This window comes from Enterobacteriaceae endosymbiont of Donacia versicolorea, from assembly GCF_012570965.1.
Taxonomy (GTDB): Bacteria; Pseudomonadota; Gammaproteobacteria; order Enterobacterales; family Enterobacteriaceae.
In genome coordinates, this window is sequence record NZ_CP046214.1 from 204,127 (window position 1) to 229,321 (window position 25,195).

Sequence of the window (25,195 nt, forward strand, 5' to 3'; positions counted from 1 at the left end):
AAATATAAATTATATGAAAATAAAATTTACAAAAATGCATGCATTAAGTAATGATTTCATCATCATAAATAATATTAAAAAAAAATTTTTTTTAAATGATCAAATTATAAAAAGATTATCTGATAGATACACAGGTATAGGTTTTGACCAATTATTATTAATAAAATTATCATCAAATAAAAATATTGATTTTCATTATCAAATTTTTAATTGTGATGGTAGTGAAGTAGAACAATGTGGTAATGGAGTACGTTGTATTGCTCAATATTTAAGAATAAAAAAATTAATTTGTAAAAAAAATATATGTTTAAGTACAAAAAATCGTATAATATACTTAAATATTTTAAATGAAAAAGAAGTTTTAGTAAATATGGGTATTCCTTTATTTAATCCACAAAATATTCCTTTTTTAACTAAAAAAATTAAAAAAAATTATAAAATTTATTTTCAAAATAAATTTATTAATTTTAATGTTGTTTCATTAGGAAATCCACATTGTGTTATTCAAGTAAAAAAATTAGAAAATACTCCGGTATCTTTAATAGGTTCATTTATATCAAAAAATAAAATATTCCCAGAAAAAATTAACGTTATATTTATGGAATATATAGATGTAACTAATATTAAATTAAGAATTTTTGAGAGAGGAGTAGGAGAAACTAATGCTTGCGGATCTGGTGCATGTGCGGCTGTAGCTATTGGAATTAAAAAAAAAATTTTATCTCAAGAAGTAAAAGTAAATTTAATTGGAGGTATTATAAAAATATTCTGGAAAGGTAATAATGAAAATTTATTTATGCAAGGAGATGCTAACTATATTTATGATGGTGAAATAATATTATAATAATTTTTTTATTTTAACAAATATAATTATTAATTAAGATTTCATAATAAATGAAAAATATAAATTTATTAAAAAATTTAAATGATAAACAAAAAGAAGTAGTTTCTGAAAGTAGAAAAAATTTATTAATATTAGCTGGAGCAGGAAGTGGTAAAACTCTTGTATTAATAAGAAGAATTGCATGGTTAATTCATAAAGAAAATTGTTCTCCTAAATCAATTTTAGCTGTAACTTTTACAAATAAAGCAGCATTAGAATTAAAAAAAAGAATTAAAATATTATTAAATAATAATCAAAAAAATAATATTTGGATAGGTACATTTCACAGTTTTGCTTATTATTTATTAAGAATTCATTATTTAGAAGCTGGATTACCTAAAAATTTTCAAATTATAGATAGTTATGATCAAAAAAATTTAATTAAAAGAATTTTGAAAAAAATGTCTTTAAAAGACAAAATTTATTCTATAAAAAATATAATTAGTTATATAAATAATTTAAAAAATAATTTATATAATAAAAATATAATTTATAAAAATAATTTATATAATATTAATTTATCTAAAATATATGATGAATATCAAAATTTTTGTAAAATAACAGAAGTTATTGATTTTAATGAATTAATTTTATGTTTGTATAAATTATTTCTAAATAATCCTAATATATTAAAAATATATCAAAAAAGATTTAAAAATATTTTAATAGATGAATTTCAAGATACAAATGATATACAGTATAAATTTATATCTTTGTTATATAATAAACATTACGATACTAAAATAGTTCTTGTTGGTGATGATGATCAATCAATTTATGGATGGAGAGGAGCAAAAATAGAAAATATTAATCATTTTTTAAAAGATTTTGATAATGTTAAAATAATTTTGTTAGAACAAAATTATCGGTCTACTTCTAATATCTTAAATGCAGCAAATAAATTAATTTCATATAATGAAATTAGACAGAAAAAAAAATTATGGACTAATTCAGATAATGGAAAATTAATTTCAATATATTATGCATTAAACGAATTTGATGAAGCAGAATATATTGCTAAATATATAAAAAAATATTTTTTTAAAAAAAATATAAAATTAAATAATTGTGCAATTCTTTATAGAAATAATGTTCAGTCTCGTGTTTTAGAAGAAACTATGTTAAAATTTTCTATTCCTTATCAAATTTATGGAGGAATACATTTTTTTCAACGTAATGAAATAAAAAATACATTAGCTTATTTAAGATTAATATCTAATTTTAATGATGATAATTCTTTTGAAAAAATTATTAATATTCCAAAAAGAGGAATTGGATGTAATACATTAAAAATTATAAAATTTGTATCTGAAAAATTTTTTTTAACATTATGGCAATCTAGTATTTATATCTTAAAAAATAAAAAATATCTAAATAAAATTAACTTAAATTCATTAAAAAAATTTATTAATTTAATTAAAAAATTAAAAAAAAATATAATTGGAAAATCATTATCAATTATTATTGAAGAAACTATAAAAAATTCTGGATTATGGCATATGTACAATCAAAATTGTTTATTTGAAAATAATTTTAATAAAATAAATAATTTAAAAGAATTTATTAATGCTGCAAATCATTTTATGAATATTTCATTTAACGATAATAAAAAAAATAATTTGATAGATTTTTTATCTAAAATTTTATTATTAACTGATGATATTAATGTAAAAAAAAAAAATAATAATTGTGATTATAATTTTGTACAAATGATGACAATACATGCTTCTAAAGGATTAGAATTTTCTAAAGTATTTATAATTGGAATGGAAGAAGGAATTTTCCCTAATAAAATATCTTTTAATGAAAAAAATATAAATGAAGAAAGACGTTTGGCATATGTAGGAATTACTAGAGCTAAAAAAAAATTAACATTAATTTATACAAAAAAACGTTACTTATACGGTAAAGAAATAAATTCAATACCATCAAGATTTCTTAATGAATTACCAGAAAATTGTATTAAAAAAATTAATTATTTAAAAGATAAAAATATATATCTTAAAAATGATGTTCTAAAAAAGAAAAAATATTTTATAGGACAAAATATTTATCATAAAATTTTTGGTAAAGGAATTATTCTAAATATAGAAACATTAAAAGATAATAAAAAATTACAAATTAAATTTAGTAATAAAAAAATAAGATGGATAATGTCTAATTACATACAAACTTATGTTATAAAATAGTATTATTTATTAAGATTAAATTTTAAAAAATAATTCTATAAAAATTTTATTAAAAATAATATTTTAAATTATTAGGAGTTGTAATGTTAAATATTTTTAAAATATATAATAATCATTTAATAAATTTAGAATTAAATGATTCTAATGATTTTTTAGAAGCAATTTGGGTTGATTTAATTAAGCCTGAAAAAAATGAAAGAGAAAAAATATACCATTTGCTTGGACAAAATTTAGTTACTCGTCCAGAACTAGAAGATATAGAAGCATCTGCAAGATTTTTTGAAAATAAAGAAGGTTTACATATACATTCTTTCTTTTTTTATAAAGATCAAGATAATCATGCATGTACTACTACTGTAGCATTTACAATTAAAAATAATAGATTATATACTTTAAGAGAAAGAGAATTACCGACTTTTCGCTTATATATAATACGTACTAATAATAATACAATGATATATGGTAATCCTTATGAATTATTATTAGATCTCTTAGAAACTAAAATTGAACAATTAGCTGATGAAATAGAAAATATATATAGTGATTTAGAATATTTAAGTTGTATTATTATGAAAGGCCATCAAAATAAAAAATTTGATAACGCACTTTCTACTTTAGCTGAATTAGAAGATATTGGTTGGAAAGTAAGATTATGTTTAATGGATACACAAAGAGCAGTAAATTTTTTAATGAGAAAAACTAGATTACCTAGTAATCAAATAGAACAAGCAAGAGAAATTTCTAGAGATATTGAATCATTATTACCACATAATGAATCATTATTTCAAAAAGTTAATTTTTTAATGCAAGCTGCTATGGGATTTATTAATATAGAACAAAATAGAATAATCAAAATTTTTTCATTAGTTTCTGTAATATTTTTACCTCCTACTTTAGTAGCATCTAATTATGGTATGAATTTTACTTTTTTACCAGAATTAAAATGGAAATATGGTTATTTATATGCAATCATCATAATGATTATATCAGCTTTAGCTCCTTATTTTTATTTTAAAAGAAAAAAATGGCTATAAATAAATGAATAACTAATTACTAATTTTATAGTATAAACATAAATTAAATTAATTTAACAAATTGTTATTTTTTATATTTTTTATAAAATTTTTAAATTATAAGAATTTTATTAAAATTTCTTAAAATTAATGTTTATATTTATAGTATTAAAATATAAAAAATTATATATAAATAAATATTTTTAAATTTATAAAAAATTATTTATTATAATTTTTTATTAAAATTTTATTAATTATATTAAAACTTATATTTTTGATAAAAAATTAACTTTTTATTTTAATTATTGTTCTTTATAACTTTAACTTTAATAAGTATAATTATTCTAATTTTTATTATTAAAATAAAAATTTAATTTATGAATTTTTTTATAAAAAATTTTTACAAATTATAATATTTTTATATTTATATAAATAAATTATTTTATATTTAGTAATAAATATTATTTTCTTTTTTAATAAGAGATTAAAATGAATAATTATCAAAAAAATATTTTAAACGATAATTTTTTTTATATCGAAAAATTATATCAAAAATTTTTAATAGATCCCAATTCGATTGATAAAAATTGGATAAAAATATTTCAATTATTTAAAAAACAAAATAAAGTATTAAATGCAAATAATTTATCAAAAAAAAATGATTATTATAAAAATTTATTATTAATTGAAAAAATTAATAAATTATTAAATAATTTTAGAATTTTTGGACATTATTATGCAAATATTAATCCCTTATTTTTAAATCAAAAAAAAATAAATAATCATTTAAAATTAAAATATTATCAAATTAGTCAAAAAGATTCTCAAAAAAAAATTACATTAAATAATATTTTTCAAAATCAAAAAATTATAGATATATATAAGTTTTTTCAAAAAACTTATTGTCAATATATTGGCATAGAATATGAATATTTACCAAAAAATGAAAAATTTTGGATAAAAAATAATATTGAAATAATTAAAGATAATTTAAATATTCAAGAAAAAAAAATATTTTTAGAAGAATTAATTGCAACAGAAGTATTTGAACAAAATATAGGAAAAAAATTTCCAGGTGCAAAAAGATTTTCATTAGAAGGATGTGATGTTTTAATTCCTTTAATAAAGGAAATAATACGTTATTCAAGTAAATCAAATGATAAATTAACAGAAATAATATTTAGTATGGCACATAGAGGAAGATTAAATTTTTTAGTTAATATAATGGGTAAAAAAATTCAAAATATAATTAATGAATTTTCAAATATTTCTTTTGAAAAAAAAGATAAAAATGATGATGTTAAATATCATTTAGGATATTCTTCTATAATTAAAATTAATAAAAAAAAAATTAAACTTGAATTAGCATTTAATCCTTCTCATTTAGAAATTATTAATTGTGTTACCATGGGTATGGTAAGATTTAAAAATGACTCATCAATAATAAATAATCAATATAATAATAACATATTATCCATTAATATACATGGAGATGCAGCTATTAGTGGTCAAGGAATAGTACAAGAAATTTTAAATTTATCAAAAACTAGAGGATATAATATTAATGGTGTCATTCATATTATTATTAATAATCAAATAGGATTCACTACTTCAAATATAAATGATATGAGATCAAGTTATTATTGTACTGATATAGCTAAAATGATTCAATGTCCTGTTTTTCATGTAAATTCTGATAAAATAGAAGATGTAATTTTTATTACAAGAATAGCTATTAATTATAGAAATGTTTTTCATAAAGATGTTTTTATAGATTTAGTTTCATATCGTAGATATGGTCATAATGAAATAGATGATCCATATATTACTCAACCATTAATGTATAATTTAATTAAAAATCACTTAACAGTACAAAATTTATATTTTAATAAATTATTATCTCAAAATATTATTAATAATGAAGAAAAAGATTATTTATATAATAAATATCAAGATTTATTTAATGAAGGTAATTTTTTTATTAAAACAAATATTTTTACCCCTAAAAAATCTACAAAAATAATATATAAAAATTTTAAAATAGATAAATTAAAAAAATTACTTTTACAAATTAGTACTTTTCCTAAAAAATTTAATATCCATCCTAGAGTAAAAAAAATTTATTTAGATAGAATTAGTATGAGTAAAGGAGAAAAAAAGGTTGATTGGGGAGCAGCTGAAAATTTAGCATATGCAAATATCCTTACTCAAGGAGTATCTTGTCGTTTATCAGGAGAAGATATAAAAAGAGGAACATTTTCTCATAGACATATAGTTATATATGATCAAGAAAAAGATTTTTCTTATACACCTTTAAAAAATCTCTCTAAAAATCAAGGAAATTTTCATATTTATAATTCAGTTTTGTCAGAAGAATCAGTTTTAGGTTTTGAATATGGTTATTCAATTAATAATTCAAATATTATAATATGGGAAGCCCAATTCGGAGATTTTGCTAATGGAGCACAAATTATTATAGATCAATTTATTAGTTCTGGAGAAAAAAAATGGGGTTATAAAAGTAGTTTAATAATTTTTCTTCCTCATGGATATGAAGGACAAGGACCTGAACATTCTTCATCAAGAATAGAAAGATATTTACAATTATGTGCAGAAAATAATATTAAAATTTGTGTTCCTTCTAATGCATCTCAAATATATAATTTGTTATGTCAACAAGCATTTTCTTATAAAAAAAAACCACTTATTGTAATTTCTCCAAAATCACTTTTAAGACATCCTTTAGCATGTTCTTTAATAAAAAATTTTAATACTCCTTTTCAACTAATAATAGATGAAATAGATAAAAAAATTAATATTAAAAAAATTAAAAGAATTATTTTTTGTACTGGGAAAATATATTATGATTTATTGGAATATAGAAATTCTATAAAAAATAAAAATATTATTTTAATAAGAATTGAACAATTATATCCATTTCCAATTAAAAATTTAAAAAAAATTATTTCTAAATATATTCAAATAAAAAATTATTTTTGGTGTCAAGAAGAACCAATGAATCAAGGAGCATGGATGTATATTCAAAATTATTTTAAAAATAAGTTAAATTATAATATTAATTATATAGGTAGAAAAAATTCTTCATCTCCTTCAACAGGATATTTTTATATTCATAAACATCAACAAAAAAAAATAATATATTCTGTTTTTAATTTTAATACAGAATAAAATATAAATTTTATTTATAGGATAAAAAATGGATAATTTTAACATTACTGTTCCTGAATTACCTGAATCAGTAAATAACGCAATTATAATTCAATGGTATAAAAAACCAGGAGAAACAATTAAAATTGATGATATTTTATTAGAATTAGAAACAGATAAAGTAGTATTAGAAATACCTGCGACTATTAATGGTATTTTAAAAAAAATTTTAGTAAAAGCTGGAGAAAAAGTACAATCACAACAAATTATTGGAATTTTACAAAAAAAAAATATTTTAAAAGAACAAAATAATAATAAAAAAAATAAAATAAGTAATTTACTTTTTAAGAGTAATTCATATAATAATAAAATAAAATTATCTAATAAATTTAATAATTTAAGTCCTTCTATACGTAAAAAAATAAAAACAAATAATATTTCATTAAATAAAATAAATGATTTAGATGATAAATTAATTCTAAATAACAAAAAAATAAATAATAATAAATTAAATCAAAAAATATCTTTAAATAAAAATAATTTTAAAAAAATAAAGATGAGTCCAATAAGAAAATATATTTCACAAAAATTAATGGATTCTAAAAATAACACTGTAATGTTAACTACTTTTAATGAAGTTAATATGAAAAAAATAATTAATATTAAAAATGATTATAATCATTTAGTTAATGAAGTTTATAATATTAAATTAGGATTTACTTCTTTTCATGTAAAAGCTGTTACACAAGCATTACAATTTTTTAAAAAAATTAATGCATTTATTGAAGGAGAAAATATAATTTATAATAATTTTTATAATATTAATATTGCTATTTCAACAAAAAGAGGTTTAATTACACCGATTATATATAATACTGATAAATTATCATTAATAGATATTGAAAAAAAAATTAAAAGTTTAGTTATACAAAGTCATAAAAATCAATTATCTATAAAAGATTTATCAAGTGGTACATTTACCATTACTAATGGTGGAGTTTTTGGATCTTTAATGTCAACTCCAATTATTAATCCTCCACAAAGTGCTATATTAGGAATACATGCTATTAAAGATAGACCTATTGTTATAAATAATAAAATTTGTATTATGCCTATGATGTATTTAGCATTATCTTATGATCATCGTTTAATTGATGGAAAAGATGCTATAGGTTTTCTTATGCTAATTAAAAGATTATTAGAAGATCCTATTCGTTTATTTTTACAAATTTAAATTAATTTTTTATTTATTTAAATATATTTTTTTATAAAAAATATATTTATTAAATAAAATTAAATGATTATTTATAGTTTATAAAAATTTTTATATAAAAATTATAATTTTATATAAATAAAAAATTATATAAGGATAAATATGTTTAATGTTATTGATCTATCAAGATTACAATTTGCATTAACAGCAATGTATCATTTTATATTTGTTCCATTAACACTAGGTCTTTCTTTTTTATTAGCAATAATGGAAACAATATATATTTTTTCAAAAAATCGAATATATAAAGATATGACTCAATTTTGGGGAAAATTATTTGGTATAAATTTTGCTTTAGGTATAGTTACAGGGTTAACTATGGAATTTCAGTTTGGAACTAATTGGTCATATTATTCGCATTATGTAGGAGATATTTTTGGTGCTCCATTAGCTATAGAAGGTTTAGTAGCTTTTTTTCTAGAATCTACTTTTGTTGGTTTATTTTTTTTAGGATGGGAACGTTTAAATAAAATACAACATTTAATTGTTACATGGATGGTTGCTATAGGATCTAATCTTTCTGCACTTTGGATTTTAATTGCTAATGGATGGATGCAAAATCCTATTGCCTCTTCCTTTAATTATCAAAATATGAGAATGGAAATGGATAATTTTTGGAATTTAATTTTTAATCCAATAGCACAAGTAAAATTTGCTCATACTATAACTGCTGGATATACAACAGGATGTATATTTATTATTGGTATTAGTGCATATTATCTTTTAAAAAAAAGAGATATTGAATTTGCAAAAAAATCTGTAATTATTGCTTCTAGTTTTGGTTTAGCTTCAATTTTTTCAGTAATAATATTAGGAGATGAATCAGGATATCAAATAGGAAATACACAAAAAACTAAATTAGCAGCTATTGAAGCTGAATGGGAAACACAAAAACCACCAGCTTATTTTAATATTATTAGTTTTCCTAATCAAAAAAAACAATTAAATAAATTTTCTATAAAAATTCCATATGTTTTAGGAATAATTGCTACAAGATCACTTACAAAACCCATATTAGGTTTAAAGGATTTAATTAAAAATAATGAATTAAAAATTAAAAATGGATTAAAAGCTCTAATAGCTCTTGAGAAAATAAAAAATGGAAATTTAACAATAAAAAATATAAAAATTTTTAATAAATATAAAAAATATTTAGGATATGGATTTTTATTTAAACAATATTATCAAAATATTTATAATATAAATAATAATCAAATTCATAAAATAGCTAAAAGATCTATTCCATTAGTCAGTCCTTTATTTTTTTCTTTTCGTATTATGGTTTTATCTAGTATTATTTTATTAATTACAATTATATTAGTTTTTATTTTTTCTGTTATAAAAAATAATTTTGAAAAAAAAAAATATTTACTAAAAATATGTTTATATATAATACCATTACCTTGGATAGCATCTGAATCCGGTTGGTTTGTAGCTGAATATGGGAGACAACCATGGGCTATTAAAGAAATTTTACCTACTTTTATGGCAGGATCTTCTTTAGATTTTGTTGAAGTATTGTTTTCTATAATAATGATTTTTATTTTTTATACTATTTTATTAATAATAGAATTATATCTAATGTTTAAAATTGCTAATATAGGTCCTAGTATTTTAAATACTGGAAAATATTTTTTCGAAAAAAATATTAAATAAAATTTATTAATAAAAAAATTAGGTTATATTAATGTTAAATTATGAATTTTTATGTATAATTTGGTCTATAATAATTGGTATATTACTTATAGGATTTATAATTACTGATGGATTAGATATGGGAGTAGGTATTTTATTATTCATAATAGGGAAAGATGATATAGATCGCAGAATAATGATAAATACAATAGCACCCCATTGGGATGGGAACCAAGTATGGTTAATTACAGCTGCAGGAGCTATATTTGCAGCATGGCCTATTGTGTACGCTACTATGTTTTCTTATTTTTATATAGCGATGATCTTATTATTGCTTGCTTTATTTCTTAGACCAGTAGGTTTCGAATATCGTTCTAAAATAAAAAATAAAAAATGGAAAAAAATTTGTGATTTTTGTATTTCTATTGGAAGTTTTTTCCCTCCTATAATTATAGGTATAACATTAGGTAATTTATTACAAGGTATTCCTTTTTATATAGATAAATATTATAATATTTACTCTCAGAGAGATTTTTATAAATTATTTAATTTATTTAGTATTATTATAAGCATAACAATTATATTAATGATAATAAACCAAGCTTCATCTTATTTACAAATAAGAATTAAAGATTATAATCTTAATCATAAATTAAATATAATTATAAAATTATCTTCAATATTATTAGTATTATTTTTTATTTTATCTTTTATAAGTACTTTATTTTTTATAAAAGGTTATAAAGTAGATAATTTTTATATTAGAAGTAATAATATTATTTATGAATCTAAAGCGTGGATGTCTAATTTTAATGATCATATATATTTATATATAATACCATTATTTAGTGTAGTATTATCATTACTAACAATTTTATTCTCTATATTTAAAAAATTTATAATGGTTTTTGTTAGTTCTATATTAACTACAATTAGTATTGTGTTAACTGTTGGTATAATAATGTTTCCTTTTATTATTCCTTCTAGTATAAAACCATATCAAAGTCTTACTATTTGGAATGCAACATCTAGTCAATTAACATTAAATATAATGTTATATATAGTAATTATTTTTATGCCTATTGTTTTAATATATACTTTTTGGTGTTATAAAAAAATGTTTTTTCGTCTTAACAGAAAAAAAATTAAAAAAAAATCTGATTTTTATTATTAAAAATTATAAATTTTATATAGGTTACATAAATGTGGTATTTAATATGGATTATAGGATTATTATTTTCATGTATTTTTACTATTTTAATTTCTTTGAAGAAGGAAAATAAAAAAATATAAAAAATATTAATTTTTTATTAAATAAACTTTAAAAAATTATTTAATATATATTAATAATATTTTATATTAAACAATATTTTATATATATTAAAAAATATAAATATGATAATTTATATTATTAATATATTATGATATAATTAGTTATTATTTTTATTTATTTAAAAAATAAAATTATTATAATACAATAATAAAATTATTCTATATTAATTTTAAATATAAAAATAAATGCTTATTAAAATTATTTAATTAAAAATATATTTTCTATATCTAAATATAAAATTATCATGTACTTTAATTTAATAATAAAGAATGAACCATTTAAATCAATATAATGCTGATTCTATAGAAGTTTTAGAAGGTTTAGATCCTGTTAGAAGAAGACCAGGTATGTATACTGATCTTACAAGACCTAATCATTTAGCTCAAGAAGTAATAGATAATAGTGTAGATGAAGCATTAGCTGGATATGCAAAAACTATTTTAGTTACCTTATACAATGATCAATCACTAGAAGTTATTGATGACGGTAGGGGTATGCCTATTGATATACATACTCGAAAAGGAATTTCTGCAATTGAACTTATATTATGTCGTTTACATGCAGGAGGTAAATTTTCTAATAAAAATTATAGTTTTTCTGGAGGATTACATGGTGTAGGTATTTCTGTTGTTAACGCTTTATCAAAAAGAATGGAAGTAAGTATATTTCGTAAAAATAAAATTTATACTATAATCTTTGAAAATGGATATAAAATACAAAATTTAAAAATTTTAAAAAATAAAAGTAACCAGAATACTGGTACAAAAATTAGATTTTGGCCTAATAAATATTTTTTTGAACATCATTCTTTTTTAGTTTCTAATTTAATAAATTTATTAAAAGCTAAAGCAGTTTTATGTTCTGGATTAAAAGTTTATTTTAAAAATGAAAATACTAAAGAAAATTATTATTGGAATTATAAAAATGGTTTATCTGAATATTTAATGAGTTCAGTAAAAGGTTTTACTACCATACCAGATACTCCTTTTATAGGAAAATATTCAAGTGATATTAAATATCTTCATTGGGCCGTATTCTGGGTACCAGAAAATAATTATGTTTTTACTGAAAGTTATGTAAATTTAATTCCAACAACACATGGTGGTACTCATGTAAATGGATTACGTTTAGGATTACTTGATGCAATACGTAATTTTTGTAATTTCCATAATATGTTACCCAGAAATATTAAAATATTAGGAGAGGATATTTGGGATCATTGTTCTTATGTATTATCTATAAAAATTCAAGATCCACAATTTACTGGACAAACAAAAGAACGTTTAGCTTCTAGACAATGTACTGTATTTACTGCAAATATAGTAAGAGATTCTTTTATTTTATGGTTAAATCAAAATATTAAAATAGCACATGTCTTAATAAATATATTTATTTTAAATGCTCAAAAACGTATTAGAGCATCTAAAAAATTTAAAAAAAAAAAAAATTATAATGTAAATTCAATATTACCTGGGAAATTATCTGATTGTATTATACATAATTCAAAAAAAACTGAACTTTTTTTAGTTGAAGGAGATTCTGCTGGCGGATCAGCCAAACAAGCAAGAGATAAAAATTATCAAGCTGTTATGCCTTTAAAAGGGAAAATTTTAAATACATGGGAAATAAATTCAGAAGAAATTTTATCTTCACAAGAAATACATGATATTTCTTTAGCAATAGGTATTTATCCAAATAATGAAGACTTAAAAAAATTAAGATACAATAAAATTTGTATTCTTGCAGATGCTGATTCAGACGGATTACATATTGCTACTTTATTATGTGCTTTGTTTATTAAGCATTTTTTACCTTTGGTAAAAAAAGGACATATTTATGTAGCTATGCCTCCTTTATATCGTATAGATTTAGGAAAACAAATTTTTTATGCTTTAGATGAAAATGAAAAAATAAATATTTTAAAAAAATATTATTATAAAAATAATAAAAAACAAATTAATGTACAAAGATTTAAAGGTTTAGGAGAAATGAATCCTACTCAATTAAGAGAAACTACTTTTAATCCTATTAGTCGTCGTTTAATACAATTAATTATAAATAATAATACAACAGAAATAAGTAAAACATTTTCAATTATGGATATGTTACTAGCAAAAAAAAGATCAGAAGATCGTCGTAAATGGTTACAAGAAAAAGGTGATATTACTACAATAATAAATATTTAATAAATCTAAACAAAAAATATTAATTAATAAAATTATATATTTTTTGTATAGATATTTTAGTAAATAAAATATTTTTTTATAAAATTTTAAAATATATATTATTTAATTTTTATTAAAATAAGGAATAATGACCATGTCAGATAGTTATATATCAGATCATGACGTGGATCCAATTGAAACAAGTGATTGGATACAATCCATAGATTCTGTTATAAAAGAAGAAGGAATTGAAAGAGCAAAATTTTTATTAGAAAAAACAATAAAACATATAAATAATAATGGTATTATTTTAAATTTAAATAATAATAATAATTATATTAATTCTATTTCTAAAAAAGAAGAACCTGTATATCCTGGGAATTTAATTTTAGAAAAAAGAATAAGATCATTTATAAGATGGAATGCGATAATGATTGTTTTAAGAGCTTCTAAAAAAAATTTAGATTTAGGAGGTCATATTTCTTCTTATCAATCATCTTCATATATTTATGAAGTTTGTTTTAATCATTTTTTTAAAGGTTATAATGAAAAAAATAATGGAGATATAATTTATTTTCAAGGTCATATTACACCTGGAATTTATGCTAGATCTTTTTTAGAAGGTCGCATAAATATTGAATATTTAGATAATTTTCGTCAAGAAGTTTTTCATAAAGGTTTATCATCATATCCACATCCGAAACTTATGCCTAATTTTTGGCAATTTCCTACTGTATCTATGGGATTAGGACCTATATCTGCTATATATCAAGCTAAATTTCTTAAATATTTAGAAAATAGAAAATTACAAAAAACATCAAATAGAAAAGTTTTTGCATTTTTAGGAGATGGAGAAATGGATGAACCAGAATCTAAAGGAGTAATTAATATAGCTTCAAGAGAAAATTTAGATAATTTAATTTTTGTAATAAATTGTAATTTACAAAGATTAGATGGACCTGTTTATGGTAATGGAAAAATTATTAATGAATTAGAAAATATTTTTCAAGGATCAGGATGGAAAGTTATTAAAGTTATTTGGGGAAAAAGTTGGGAAAATTTATTTTTTAAAGATAAAACTGGAAAATTAATAGAATTAATGAATCAAACTTTAGATGGAGATTTTCAAAATTTTAATTCTAAAGACGGTAATTATATTAGAAAAAATTTTTTTGGTAAATATAAAGAAACATTTAATCTTGTTAAAAACTTAACTGATAATGAAATAGAAAAATTAAACTATGGTGGTCATGATTCAGAAAAGATATATGCAGCTTTTCAAAAAGCTTATAAAACTAAAAATAAACCTACAGTAATACTATTTCAGACTATAAAAGGTTATGGTTTAGGAAAAACAGCTGAAAGTAAAAATATAGCACATCAAATTAAAAAAATTAATTTAAATGAAATTAAATATATAAGAGATAATTTAAATATACCTATAAATGATAAAGAATTATGTAATTTACCTTATGTTTCTTTTAATAAGAATTCTTTAGAATATCATTATTTACATAATCAAAGAAAAATTTTAGGTGGATATGTTCCTTCCAGAAGAATAAATTTTACTAAAAAATTAATACTACCTATTCTTTCAGATTTTCAAACATTATTAAAAAATCAATATAATATATCTACAACTATTTCATTTATACGAATATTAAATATTTTACTTAGAAATAAAAATATTTCTAATAGAATAGTACCAATAATTGCTGATGAAGGACGTACATTTGGTATGGAAGGATTATTTAGAAAAATAGGAATATATAATTCAAATGGATTAAAATATATTCCACAAGATAAAGAAATATTTTCATATTATAAAGAAGATATTAAAGGACAAATCTTGCAAGAAGGTATTAATGAGTCAGGAGCTTTTGCTTCATGGTTAGCTGCTTCAACTTCTTATTCGACTAATAATTTTCCTATGATTTCATTTTATATTTATTATTCTATTTTTGGTTTTCAAAGAATTGGAGATTTCTGTTGGGCTGCTGGAGATCAACAAGCAAGAGGTTTTTTAATTGGAGCAACTTCAGGACGTACTACTTTAAATGGAGAAGGATTACAACATGAAGATGGTCATAGTCATATTCAATCTTTAACAATTCCAAATTGTATTTCATATGATCCAACATATGCATATGAATTAGCTGTTATTATAAATAATGGTATACAACGAATGTATGGCAAAAAACAAGAAAATATATATTATTATATAACAACTATGAATGAAAATTATAATATGCCAGCTATGAAATCAAAATTTGAATATGGTATTTGTAAAGGTATATATAAAATATTTTCTATTAAAAATAATAAAAATAAAATTAAAATTCAATTATTGGGGTCAGGATCTATACTTAACAGTATGATAAAAGCAGGAGAGATATTATATCAAGAATATAATATTAATTCAGATATTTTTAGTGTTACTTCTTTTACAGAAATTAATAGAGAAGGACAAGATTGTGATCATTGGAATTTATTACATCCTTTTGAACAACGTCGTATCCCATATATAACAAGTATAATGAAAAATTATCCAACAGTAGCAGCTACAGATTATATAAAGCTTTTTGCTGAACAAATTCGTAAATATATACCAACAAACAATTATTTTGTTTTAGGAACAGATGGTTTTGGTCGTTCTGATAGTAGAAAAAATTTACGTGATTTTTTTGAAATTAATGAATTATATGTAGTTCTTGCTATATTAAATATATTATTAGATTTAAATTTAATTAGTTTAAAAAAAATTATACATTTTATTAAGAAAAATAAAATTAATATAAATAAAAATAATCCTAGAATTTCATAAAAAAGGAATAATATGAATATAAAAATAATATTTCCTGATACAGGAATAGAGGAGATGAAAATTACTGATATTTTAGTAAAAGAAGGAGAAAAAATCACTAAAGAACAATCCATTATTATGGTAGAAAGTGATAAAACATCTATGGAAATTCCTTCTAATCACAGTGGTATTGTAAAAAAAATTTTGGTATCTATAGGTGAAAAAATTTGTAAAGGAAATATAATATTAGAAATATTAAATGAACAACAAGAAAAAAACGATTTTATAAATAAAAATAAAAAAGAATTACAAAAAGATAAAATATTATTTACTGAATTACGTGTTCCTAATATTGGAATACAAGTAATGAAAGTTACTAAAATATTAGTAAAAAAAAATGATTCAATTATGGAAAATCAATCATTATTAATAATTAAAAATAAAAAAAATATTTTTGAAATAGCTTCTTTATATTCAGGTATTATTAAAAAAGTTAATATTAATATACATGATATTATAAAAAGTAATGATGTATTTATGTATATAAATTACTTAAAAAAAGATAATAAAAATTTAGAAATAAAAACATTTATAAAAAATAATAATTTTATAAAAAGTAATATAAATAGTATTTTTGATAAAAAATTATATATTCATACTTCACCAATTGTAAGAAAAATAGCAAGAAAATTAGAAATTAATTTAAATAATATAGAAGCTAGTGGTTTAAAAAATAGAATTACTAAAAAAGATATATTAAAATATATTGAAAATAAAAATAAAAATAAAGTTAAAGATAAAGATATTATAAATAATATTTCTAATAATTTTTTAATAAATTATAAAAAATTTGGATCATATGAAAAAATAAACCTTAGTAATATACAAAAAATATCTGGTAAAAATTTAACAAATAATTGGAAAAATATTCCTCATGTTACACAACATATTGAAGCTGATATTACAGAATTAGAAAAATTTAGAATTAAAAAAAATATTGAATTTTTAAAAAATAAAAATAATATTAAATTAACATTATTAAGTTTTATAATTAAAACATGCGCATGTGCTTTAAAAAAATATCCAAATTTTAATTCTTCTTTATCGGATAATAATGAAATATTAATATTAAAAAAATATTTTAATATAGGAATAGCAATTAATACAAATAAAGGATTATTTGTACCTGTCATATTTGATGTTTTAAATAAAAATATTAATAAAATATCTGAAATAATACTTAATTTGGCTGATAAAGCAAAAAATTATAAACTTAATCCTAATGATGTAAAAGGAGGTTGTTTTACTATATCTAATTTAGGTCAATTTAAAGGTAATTTTTTTACACCTATAATTAATGCTCCAGAAGTAGCTATTTTAGGTATATCACAAGCAAAAATAAAACCTATATGGGATATATGTAGTCAACAATTTTTGCCCAAACTTATTTTACCATTATCCTTATCTTATGATCATCGTGTTATAAATGGAGTTGAAGGAATTAATTTTTTAAATTATATTTGTAGTTTATTATCTGATATTAGAAATATATTAATATAGTTTTTTAAAAAATTATAAATATAAAATTTATTAAAATATAATTAATAGTAGAGATTATTATGAATAATACAATAAAAACTCAAGTTGTTGTTATTGGTGGAGGACCTGCTGGATATTCTGCAGCTTTTCGTTGTAGTGATTTAGGATTAAAAACAGTAATAGTAGAAAATTATCCAAAATTAGGAGGAGTATGTCTAAATGTAGGATGTATTCCTTCTAAAACATTACTGCATATTGCAAAAATAATTAAAGAAAATAAAAATTTTTTTCAAAAAGGTATATTTAAAAACAATATTGAAATAAATATTGAAAATATTAATATATGGAAAAACAATATTATTAATAAACTAACTAATGGATTAAATTTTCTTGCAAAAACTAGAGATATTAATATTATTAATGGGATGGGATTTTTTACAACAAGAAATTGTTTAAATGTTGTAAATATTGATAACAATTATCAAATTTTATTTGAAAATGCAATAATAGCAACCGGATCTAAACCTATTAAATTACCATTTATACCTTATAATGATAGCAGAATATGGAATTCTACAGATGCTTTATTATTAAAAAAAATACCTAAAAAAATATTAATTATAGGGAGTGGAATTATTGGTTTAGAAATGGCAACTATTTATGAGTCTTTTGGTTCAGAAATTGATATAATAGAAATTTCAAATACATTATTATCCGAAATAGATGATGATATTGTAAATGTTTATCAAAAATGTATAAAAAATAAATTTAATTTAATATTAAATACTCAAATACTATCTATTGATAATAATAACAAAGAATTATTACAAGTACATATGACTAGTGATAATAATAAATCTATTTATTCTAAAAATTATAATATAATTATTGTTGCAATAGGAAGAAAACCAAATTCTACTTATATAAATAAAAAATTTAATAAAATAATAATTAATAATAATCATTTTATTGATGTAAATGATCAAATGAGAACTAATATTTCTAATATATATGCTATAGGGGATGTTATTGGATGTCCTATGTTAGCACATAAAGGAATACATGAAGGACATTTAGCAGCAGAAGTTATTGCTGGGAAAAATCATTATTTTATTCCTAAAGTTATTCCATCAATTGCTTATACTAATCCAGAAATAGGTTGGGTAGGAATAACAGAAAAAAATGCTATAAAGAATAATATAAATTATAAAACATCATCTTTTTCTTGGAAAAATTTAGGAAGAGCTATTTCTTCTAATGAAGAAAATGGTTTAACTAAATTAATTGTAGAAAAAAACTCTAATCGTGTTATAGGTGGAAGTGTTATAGGATATAATGCAGGAGAATTATTAGGAGAAATAAGTTTGGCCATTGAAATGGGGTGTGATATAGAAGATATTGCATTAACAATACATGCTCATCCTACTTTTTATGAATCTGTTGGTATAGCAGCAGAAGTATATTTAGGATCAGTAACAGATATTATTAATAAATAAAATATTTAAAAATTATTGTTAAATTAAAATAAAGTAAAATTACTTTACTTTATTTATAAATTAAACATTTTTATTTTTTCTATAAATAAAAAATATTTTATATTAAAATTTATAAAATTAAAATTTCTTTAATTATTTTATAATATATTTTATATAATATATTTAAATCGTTAATACATACACATTCATTAATTTTATGAATAGTAGAATTAATTAAACCTAATTCCACTATTTGAGTTCCAGTTTTAATAATAAATCTTCCATCAGAAGTTCCTCCATTATTAATTACTTTTGTATTAATATTATTTATTAAATTAATATTTTTTTTTACTATTTTTAATAGATTTTTATTTTTTTTTAAGGGATTATAAATACTTAAAAAAGGTAATCCTGATAAATTCCATTCTATCTTATAAAAAATAATATATTTTTTTATAATACTATCTAATTTTTTTAATATATCTTTATAAGAAATTTTATTATTAAATCTAAAATTTATATATAAAATAATATTTCCTGGTATAACATTAATATTTTTTATATCAGAACTAATTCTTGTTATTTGCATACTAGTTTCTGGAAATAAAAAATTTTTTTTACTCCATTTAGTTAATATTAATTTTTGTAATACAGGTATTATCATATGTATAGGATTTTTAGCTAAATTATGATACGCAACATGTCCTTGAACACCTATAATTTTTAATTTAACATTTAAAGATCCTCTTCTTCCATTTTTAATGTTATCACCTATAACTTTATTACTTGTAGGTTCTCCTATTATACAATAATCTAATTTTTCTTTTTTTTTTATTAATTTATTAATAACTTGAATAGTACCATTTTTTGCATTACTTTCTTCATCAGAAGTTATAAGAAAAGCTAAACGACCATTATAAATGGGATATTTTGTAATAAATTTCTCAACCGCAATAATCATTGCGGCTAATGATCCTTTCATATCACAAGTTCCTCTTCCATATAATATATTATTTTTTATAATAGCCTTAAAAGGATCAAATTTCCATTCTTTAATATTACCTGGAGATACAACATCTGTGTGACCAGCAAAAACTAAGGTATTGTTATTATTATTATTTCCATTATGAAATGCCCAAAAATTCTTTGTATTTTTAATATTAATTAATTTAATATGAAAATTTAATTTTTTTAAAATTTTTATTAATATATTTTGACATCCTGCATCAAAAGGACTAATAGAGCGACACTTAACAAGTTTCTTAGTTAAATTAACTATTTTTTCTAACATAATAAGTATTTTTTATTAAAAAATATTTTTTTATAAAAATTATTTAAAAATAATTATTTATTTAAATTTAAAATGGTTTATTTTGTAAAGCTAATGATAATACTTCTTCAATATTTTTTACTGGAAAAATTTTTAAATCCATAATAATATTTTTTGGTATATCTTCTAAATTTCTTTTGTTTGGTTCTGGAATTAAAACAATATTAATACCACCTCTATGAGCAGCTAATAATTTTTCTTTTAATCCCCCAATTGCAAGAACTTGTCCTCTTAAAGTAATTTCTCCAGTCATAGCTACATTTGCTTTTACAGGATTATTAGTTAAACTTGATACAAGAGCTGTACACATAGATATTCCAGCACTAGGACCATCTTTTGGTGTAGCTCCTTCCGGAACATGTACATGAATATCTATATTTTTATAAAATTTAGTATTAATATTTAATTTTTTTGTTCTTGCTTTTACTACAGTTAAGGCAGTTTGTATTGATTCTTGCATAACTTCACCTAAAGATCCTGTATAAGTTAATTTTCCTTTACCAGGGATACATACTGTTTCAATTGTTAATAATTCTCCTCCAACTTCTGTCCATGCTAATCCAGTAACTTGTCCTATAAGATTTTCATTTTCTGCTTTTCCATAATCAAATTTTTGTACACCTAAATAATTTTTTAAATTAGAATTATCTATTCTAATTGATTTAATATTTTTTTCTGTTAAAATTATTTTTACAGTTTTTCTACATAAAGTAGATAATGTTCTTTCTAATCCTCTAACACCAGATTCCCTAGTATAATATCTTATTATATCTATAATTGCTTTATCATTTATTAATAATTCTTTTTCTTTTAAAGCATTATTTTTAAATTGTTTAGGTAATAAATATTTTTGTGCTATGCTTAATTTTTCATCTTCTGTATAACCAGATATTTTAATAACTTCCATTCTATCTAAAAGAGGTAATGGTATATTAATAGAAGAATTTGAAGTTGCTACAAACATAACATTAGATAGATCATAATCTATTTCAAGATAATGATCATTAAAAGAAATATTTTGTTCAGGATCTAGAACTTCTAATAATGCTGCTGCTGGATCTCCTCTCATATCATATGAAATTTTATCTATTTCATCTAATAATAATAATGGATTTTTTACTCCAGATTTAACTATCTTTTGTATAATTTTACCAGGCATAGAACCTATATATGTACGACGATGTCCTCTTATCTCTCCTTCATCTCTTATTCCTCCTAATGCTATTTTAATAAATTTTCTTCCTGTTGCTCTTGCTATAGATTTTCCTAATGATGTTTTTCCAACCCCAGGAGGTCCTACTAAACATAGAATTGGTCCTCTAATTTTATTAGATCTATTTTGAACTGCTAAATATTCTAAAATATGTTCTTTAACAGATTCTAAACCAAAATGATCTTGATCTAATATTTTTTTAGCTTTACATAAATTTTTTTTTAATCTACTTTTTATATTCCATGGAATTTGTACCATCCATTCTATATATCCTCTTACAACTGTTGCTTCTGCTGACATAGGAGACATCATTTTTAATTTTCTTAATTCAGCGTAAGTTTTTTCTTCCGCTTCTTTTGGCATTTTTGCTAATTTTATTTTTTTTTTTAATATTTTATTTTCATCAAAATGATCATCTGTTTCTCCTAATTCTTTTTGTATAGCTTTTATTTGTTCATTTAGATAATATTCCTTTTGACTTTTTTCCATTTGTTTCTTAACTCTATTACGAATTTTTTTTTCTACTTGTAGTAATTCAATTTCTGATTCCATTATAGCCATTAAATATTCTAATCTTTCATTAATATTTGACATTTCTAATATTAATTGTTTATTAGATAATTTTAAAGTCATATGTGCAGCTATAGTATCTGCTAATTTAGCTGCGTTATTAATATTATTTAAAGAGTTTAAAACTTCTGGAGGAATTTTTTTATTTAGTTTAGTATAATTTTCAAATTGATTAATAGCTGTTCTTATTAAGATTTCTTGTTCTTTAATTTCAAGAATAGGAGAAGATAAATACTCTATTTCAGCTGTAAAATAATTACCATTATCCGATAAAATTGTTATTTTTGCTCTATATAAACCTTCCACTAATATTTTTACTGTTCCATCAGGTAATTTTAACATTTGTAAAATGGAAGTAATTGTTCCAACACTAAATAAATCGTTAATATTAGGATTATCATTAGATGCATCTTTTTGTGCAACTAACATGATTTTTTTATCATTATTCATCGCTGCTTCTAAACAACGAATAGATTTTTTTCTACCAATAAATAAAGGAATTACCATATGAGGATACACTACTACATCACGTAATGGTAATACAGGAATCACAATACGTTCTGAAATTTCAGAATTCATAAATTTTTCTCTTTATTATAATTATATTTTAAAATATATTTTTATATATAAAATTAAGATTAATTATATTTTTTAAAAAAATAAAATTAAATTTTTAACTATTATTTTTATATTCTATAATAGGTTCAGAAATATTATTAATAACTTGACTATTAATGATAATTTTACTTATATTTTTTTTTGATGGTGTATCATACATTATATTTAATAATGCTTTTTCTAAAATAGATCTTAATCCTCTAGCTCCGGTATTTAATAATAATGCTTTTTCAGCTATTGATTCAATAGCATCATTATTAAATTTTAATTTAATATTTTCGTATTCAAATAAAGTTTGATATTGTTTAATAAGAGAATTTTTAGGTTCTAATAAAATTTTTATTAATTTTTTTTTATCTAATTCATTTAATGAAACTATAACAGGTAAACGTCCTATAAATTCAGGTATTAATCCGAATTTTATTAAATCTTCAGGTAAAATTTTTTTAAAAATTTTATACTTATTTGAAAATTTATTTAAACCTTTTGTATTTTTAATATGAAATCCTATTTTACTAGAATTATTTAAGCGATTTAAAATAATTTTTTCTAGTCCATAAAAAGATCCAGCACAAATAAATAATATATCTTTAGTATTTATTTTAATAAATTCTTGTTGTGGATGTTTACGTCCACCTTGTGGTGGTATAGAAGCGATTGTACCTTCAATTAATTTTAATAAAGCTTGTTGGACACCTTCACCAGAAACATCTCTTGTTATAGAAACATTTTCTGATTTACGCGCAATTTTATCAATTTCATCAATATATACAATACCATTTTCTGTTTTTTTTATATCATAATTAGCATTTTGTAGTAATTTTTGAATAACATTTTCTACATCTTCTCCTACATATCCAGCTTCTGTTAAAGTAGTTGCATCTGCAATTGCAAAAGGTACATCAAGAAAATGTGCTAATGTTTCAGCTAGTAATGTTTTTCCACTTCCAGTAGGTCCTAGTAAAAGAATATTACTTTTTCCTATAATATTATTTTTTTTATTATAATTCTTTAATTTTTTATAATGATTATATACTGATACTGAAAGTATTTTTTTAGCTTGTGATTGACTAATAACATAATTATTTAAATAGTTAAAAATTTTGTGTGGTGTAAGTAAATTTAAATAATCATTTTTATTAAAATTTTTATATTGTGTTTGTTCCTCTTTTTGTAAAATATTATTACATAAAATAATACATTCATTACAAATATGAATTTCATTATTACTTGATATTAATTTATTAATTTTATCTTGTTTTTTTTTACAAAAAGAACAATATAATATTTTATTTAAATTCTCCTTTTTTTTTATCATTAAAAACCTCATTAAAAAATAAATAAATAATAAATTTTATAATTATAATCTTATAAAATTAAGTATTAATATTATTTTTATTAGAAATAATATTATCTATTAATCCATATTCTATTGCTTCTTTAGCTGTTAAAAATTTATCTCTATTAGTATCTTTTTCAATAATTTTAATAGATTTTCCTGTATGTAATGAAAAAAGTTTATTTAGACAATTTTTTATTCTTAAAATTTCTTGAGTTTGAATTTCTATGTCAGTTACTTGACCTTGATAACTTCCTATTGGTTGGTGTATCATTATTCTAGCATTAGGTAAACAAAATCTTTTATTTTTATTTCCAGCTGATAATAAAAAAGCTGCCATTGAACAAGCTTGCCCTATACAAAGTGTACTAATATCTGATTTAACAAATTGCATAGTATCATAAATAGACATACCTGATGTAATAACACCTCCAGGACTATTTATATAAATAAATATATCCTTATTAGAATTTTCTGATTCTAAAAATAATATTTGTGCAATGATTAAATTTGCCATACTATCTTCAATAGTACCAGTTAAAAAAATAATACGTTCTTTTAATAATCTAGAAAAAATATCATATGATCTCTCTCCTCTAGAAGTTTGTTCGATTACAATCGGAATTGTATTTATTTGATGATCTTTAAA

Annotated in this window: 16 protein-coding genes; 12 read left to right on the forward strand and 4 right to left on the reverse strand. The window is 20.2% G+C overall.

The genetic code is table 11. From position 1 onward, the window contains the following. Window positions 1-13: 13 nt before the first annotated feature. The 12 genes from dapF to lpdA all read left to right on the forward strand — a co-directional run bounded on the left by dapF (window position 14) and on the right by lpdA (window position 19,497). Window positions 14-844 carry a diaminopimelate epimerase gene (gene dapF, locus GJT89_RS00975; RefSeq protein ID WP_168894689.1) on the forward strand — a complete coding sequence of 277 codons (831 nt, stop codon included), beginning with the start codon at window positions 14-16 and terminating at the stop codon, window positions 842-844. 50 nt (window positions 845-894) lie between these two features. Then, window positions 895-3,072, forward strand: coding sequence for a UvrD-helicase domain-containing protein (locus GJT89_RS00980; RefSeq protein ID WP_168894690.1), 2,178 nt, complete (start codon window positions 895-897; stop codon window positions 3,070-3,072). Between the two features lie 83 nt (window positions 3,073-3,155). Beyond that, window positions 3,156-4,106, forward strand: coding sequence for a magnesium/cobalt transporter CorA (corA, locus tag GJT89_RS00985; protein WP_168894691.1), 951 nt, complete (start codon window positions 3,156-3,158; stop codon window positions 4,104-4,106). Window positions 4,107-4,574: 468 nt separating this feature from the next. Further along, window positions 4,575-7,274, forward strand: coding sequence for a 2-oxoglutarate dehydrogenase E1 component (locus tag GJT89_RS00990; RefSeq protein ID WP_168894692.1), 2,700 nt, complete (start codon window positions 4,575-4,577; stop codon window positions 7,272-7,274). A gap of 28 nt (window positions 7,275-7,302) precedes the next feature. Further along, window positions 7,303-8,487, forward strand: a complete 1,185-nt coding sequence (gene sucB, locus GJT89_RS00995) for a dihydrolipoyllysine-residue succinyltransferase (protein WP_168894693.1) — start codon at window positions 7,303-7,305, stop codon at window positions 8,485-8,487. 141 nt (window positions 8,488-8,628) lie between these two features. Then, on the forward strand, window positions 8,629-10,182 hold the full coding sequence (locus tag GJT89_RS01000) for a cytochrome ubiquinol oxidase subunit I (protein WP_168894694.1): 1,554 nt from the start codon (window positions 8,629-8,631) through the stop codon (window positions 10,180-10,182). Window positions 10,183-10,213: 31 nt separating this feature from the next. Continuing rightward, a complete protein-coding gene (cydB, locus tag GJT89_RS01005) occupies window positions 10,214-11,335 on the forward strand; it encodes a cytochrome d ubiquinol oxidase subunit II (protein ID WP_168894695.1) in 1,122 nt (373 codons plus the stop codon). Between the two features lie 29 nt (window positions 11,336-11,364). Continuing rightward, window positions 11,365-11,454 (forward strand): cytochrome bd oxidase small subunit, CydX/CbdX family, encoded by a 90-nt coding sequence (locus GJT89_RS02280; RefSeq protein ID WP_168894696.1) that lies wholly within the window; start codon window positions 11,365-11,367, stop codon window positions 11,452-11,454. Between the two features lie 309 nt (window positions 11,455-11,763). Next, entirely contained in the window at window positions 11,764-13,680 is a 1,917-nt protein-coding gene (gene parE / locus GJT89_RS01015; RefSeq protein WP_168894697.1) for a DNA topoisomerase IV subunit B, read from the forward strand. Between the two features lie 133 nt (window positions 13,681-13,813). After that, window positions 13,814-16,483, forward strand: a complete 2,670-nt coding sequence (gene aceE, locus GJT89_RS01020; RefSeq protein ID WP_168894698.1) for a pyruvate dehydrogenase (acetyl-transferring), homodimeric type — start codon at window positions 13,814-13,816, stop codon at window positions 16,481-16,483. A gap of 12 nt (window positions 16,484-16,495) precedes the next feature. Beyond that, the gene (locus tag GJT89_RS01025; RefSeq protein WP_168894699.1) at window positions 16,496-18,022 is read left to right on the forward strand and encodes a 2-oxo acid dehydrogenase subunit E2; all 1,527 of its coding nucleotides are present in this window, start codon (window positions 16,496-16,498) and stop codon (window positions 18,020-18,022) included. Between the two features lie 59 nt (window positions 18,023-18,081). Beyond that, complete coding sequence (gene lpdA / locus GJT89_RS01030; protein WP_168894700.1) at window positions 18,082-19,497, forward strand: dihydrolipoyl dehydrogenase; 1,416 nt, start codon at window positions 18,082-18,084, stop codon at window positions 19,495-19,497. 109 nt (window positions 19,498-19,606) lie between these two features. On the opposite strand, the gene dapE is transcribed toward lpdA, so the two are convergent. From dapE to clpP, 4 genes are all read right to left on the reverse strand, one after another. Continuing rightward, window positions 19,607-20,767: a succinyl-diaminopimelate desuccinylase gene (gene dapE / locus GJT89_RS01035; RefSeq protein ID WP_168894701.1), complete on the reverse strand. Its 1,161-nt coding sequence runs from the start codon at window positions 20,765-20,767 to the stop codon at window positions 19,607-19,609. A 67-nt stretch (window positions 20,768-20,834) separates the two neighbouring features. Then, window positions 20,835-23,168 carry an endopeptidase La gene (gene lon, locus GJT89_RS01040; RefSeq protein ID WP_168894702.1) on the reverse strand — a complete coding sequence of 778 codons (2,334 nt, stop codon included), beginning with the start codon at window positions 23,166-23,168 and terminating at the stop codon, window positions 20,835-20,837. Window positions 23,169-23,262: 94 nt separating this feature from the next. Further along, window positions 23,263-24,525 (reverse strand): ATP-dependent Clp protease ATP-binding subunit ClpX, encoded by a 1,263-nt coding sequence (clpX, locus tag GJT89_RS01045; protein ID WP_425484085.1) that lies wholly within the window; start codon window positions 24,523-24,525, stop codon window positions 23,263-23,265. Window positions 24,526-24,583: 58 nt separating this feature from the next. After that, the gene (gene clpP / locus GJT89_RS01050; protein WP_168894912.1) at window positions 24,584-25,180 is read right to left on the reverse strand and encodes an ATP-dependent Clp endopeptidase proteolytic subunit ClpP; all 597 of its coding nucleotides are present in this window, start codon (window positions 25,178-25,180) and stop codon (window positions 24,584-24,586) included. Window positions 25,181-25,195: the final 15 nt, after the last annotated feature.

Excerpts from the sequence above, each read along its gene's own strand:
- cydB (WP_168894695.1), top strand. The coding sequence starts at position 10,214 with ATGTTAAATTATGAATTTTTATGTATAATTTGGTCTATAATAATTGGT.
- parE (WP_168894697.1), top strand. The coding sequence starts at position 11,764 with ATGAACCATTTAAATCAATATAATGCTGATTCTATAGAAGTTTTAGAA.
- dapE (WP_168894701.1), bottom strand. The coding sequence starts at position 20,767 with ATGTTAGAAAAAATAGTTAATTTAACTAAGAAACTTGTTAAGTGTCGC.
- corA (WP_168894691.1), top strand. The coding sequence starts at position 3,156 with ATGTTAAATATTTTTAAAATATATAATAATCATTTAATAAATTTAGAA.
- clpX (WP_425484085.1), bottom strand. The coding sequence starts at position 24,525 with ATGATAAAAAAAAAGGAGAATTTAAATAAAATATTATATTGTTCTTTT.
- GJT89_RS00990 (WP_168894692.1), top strand. The coding sequence starts at position 4,575 with ATGAATAATTATCAAAAAAATATTTTAAACGATAATTTTTTTTATATC.
- dapF (WP_168894689.1), top strand. The coding sequence starts at position 14 with ATGAAAATAAAATTTACAAAAATGCATGCATTAAGTAATGATTTCATC.
- lon (WP_168894702.1), bottom strand. The coding sequence starts at position 23,168 with ATGAATTCTGAAATTTCAGAACGTATTGTGATTCCTGTATTACCATTA.
- sucB (WP_168894693.1), top strand. The coding sequence starts at position 7,303 with ATGGATAATTTTAACATTACTGTTCCTGAATTACCTGAATCAGTAAAT.
- GJT89_RS02280 (WP_168894696.1), top strand. The coding sequence starts at position 11,365 with ATGTGGTATTTAATATGGATTATAGGATTATTATTTTCATGTATTTTT.
- GJT89_RS00980 (WP_168894690.1), top strand. The coding sequence starts at position 895 with ATGAAAAATATAAATTTATTAAAAAATTTAAATGATAAACAAAAAGAA.
- GJT89_RS01025 (WP_168894699.1), top strand. The coding sequence starts at position 16,496 with ATGAATATAAAAATAATATTTCCTGATACAGGAATAGAGGAGATGAAA.
- lpdA (WP_168894700.1), top strand. The coding sequence starts at position 18,082 with ATGAATAATACAATAAAAACTCAAGTTGTTGTTATTGGTGGAGGACCT.
- aceE (WP_168894698.1), top strand. The coding sequence starts at position 13,814 with ATGTCAGATAGTTATATATCAGATCATGACGTGGATCCAATTGAAACA.
- GJT89_RS01000 (WP_168894694.1), top strand. The coding sequence starts at position 8,629 with ATGTTTAATGTTATTGATCTATCAAGATTACAATTTGCATTAACAGCA.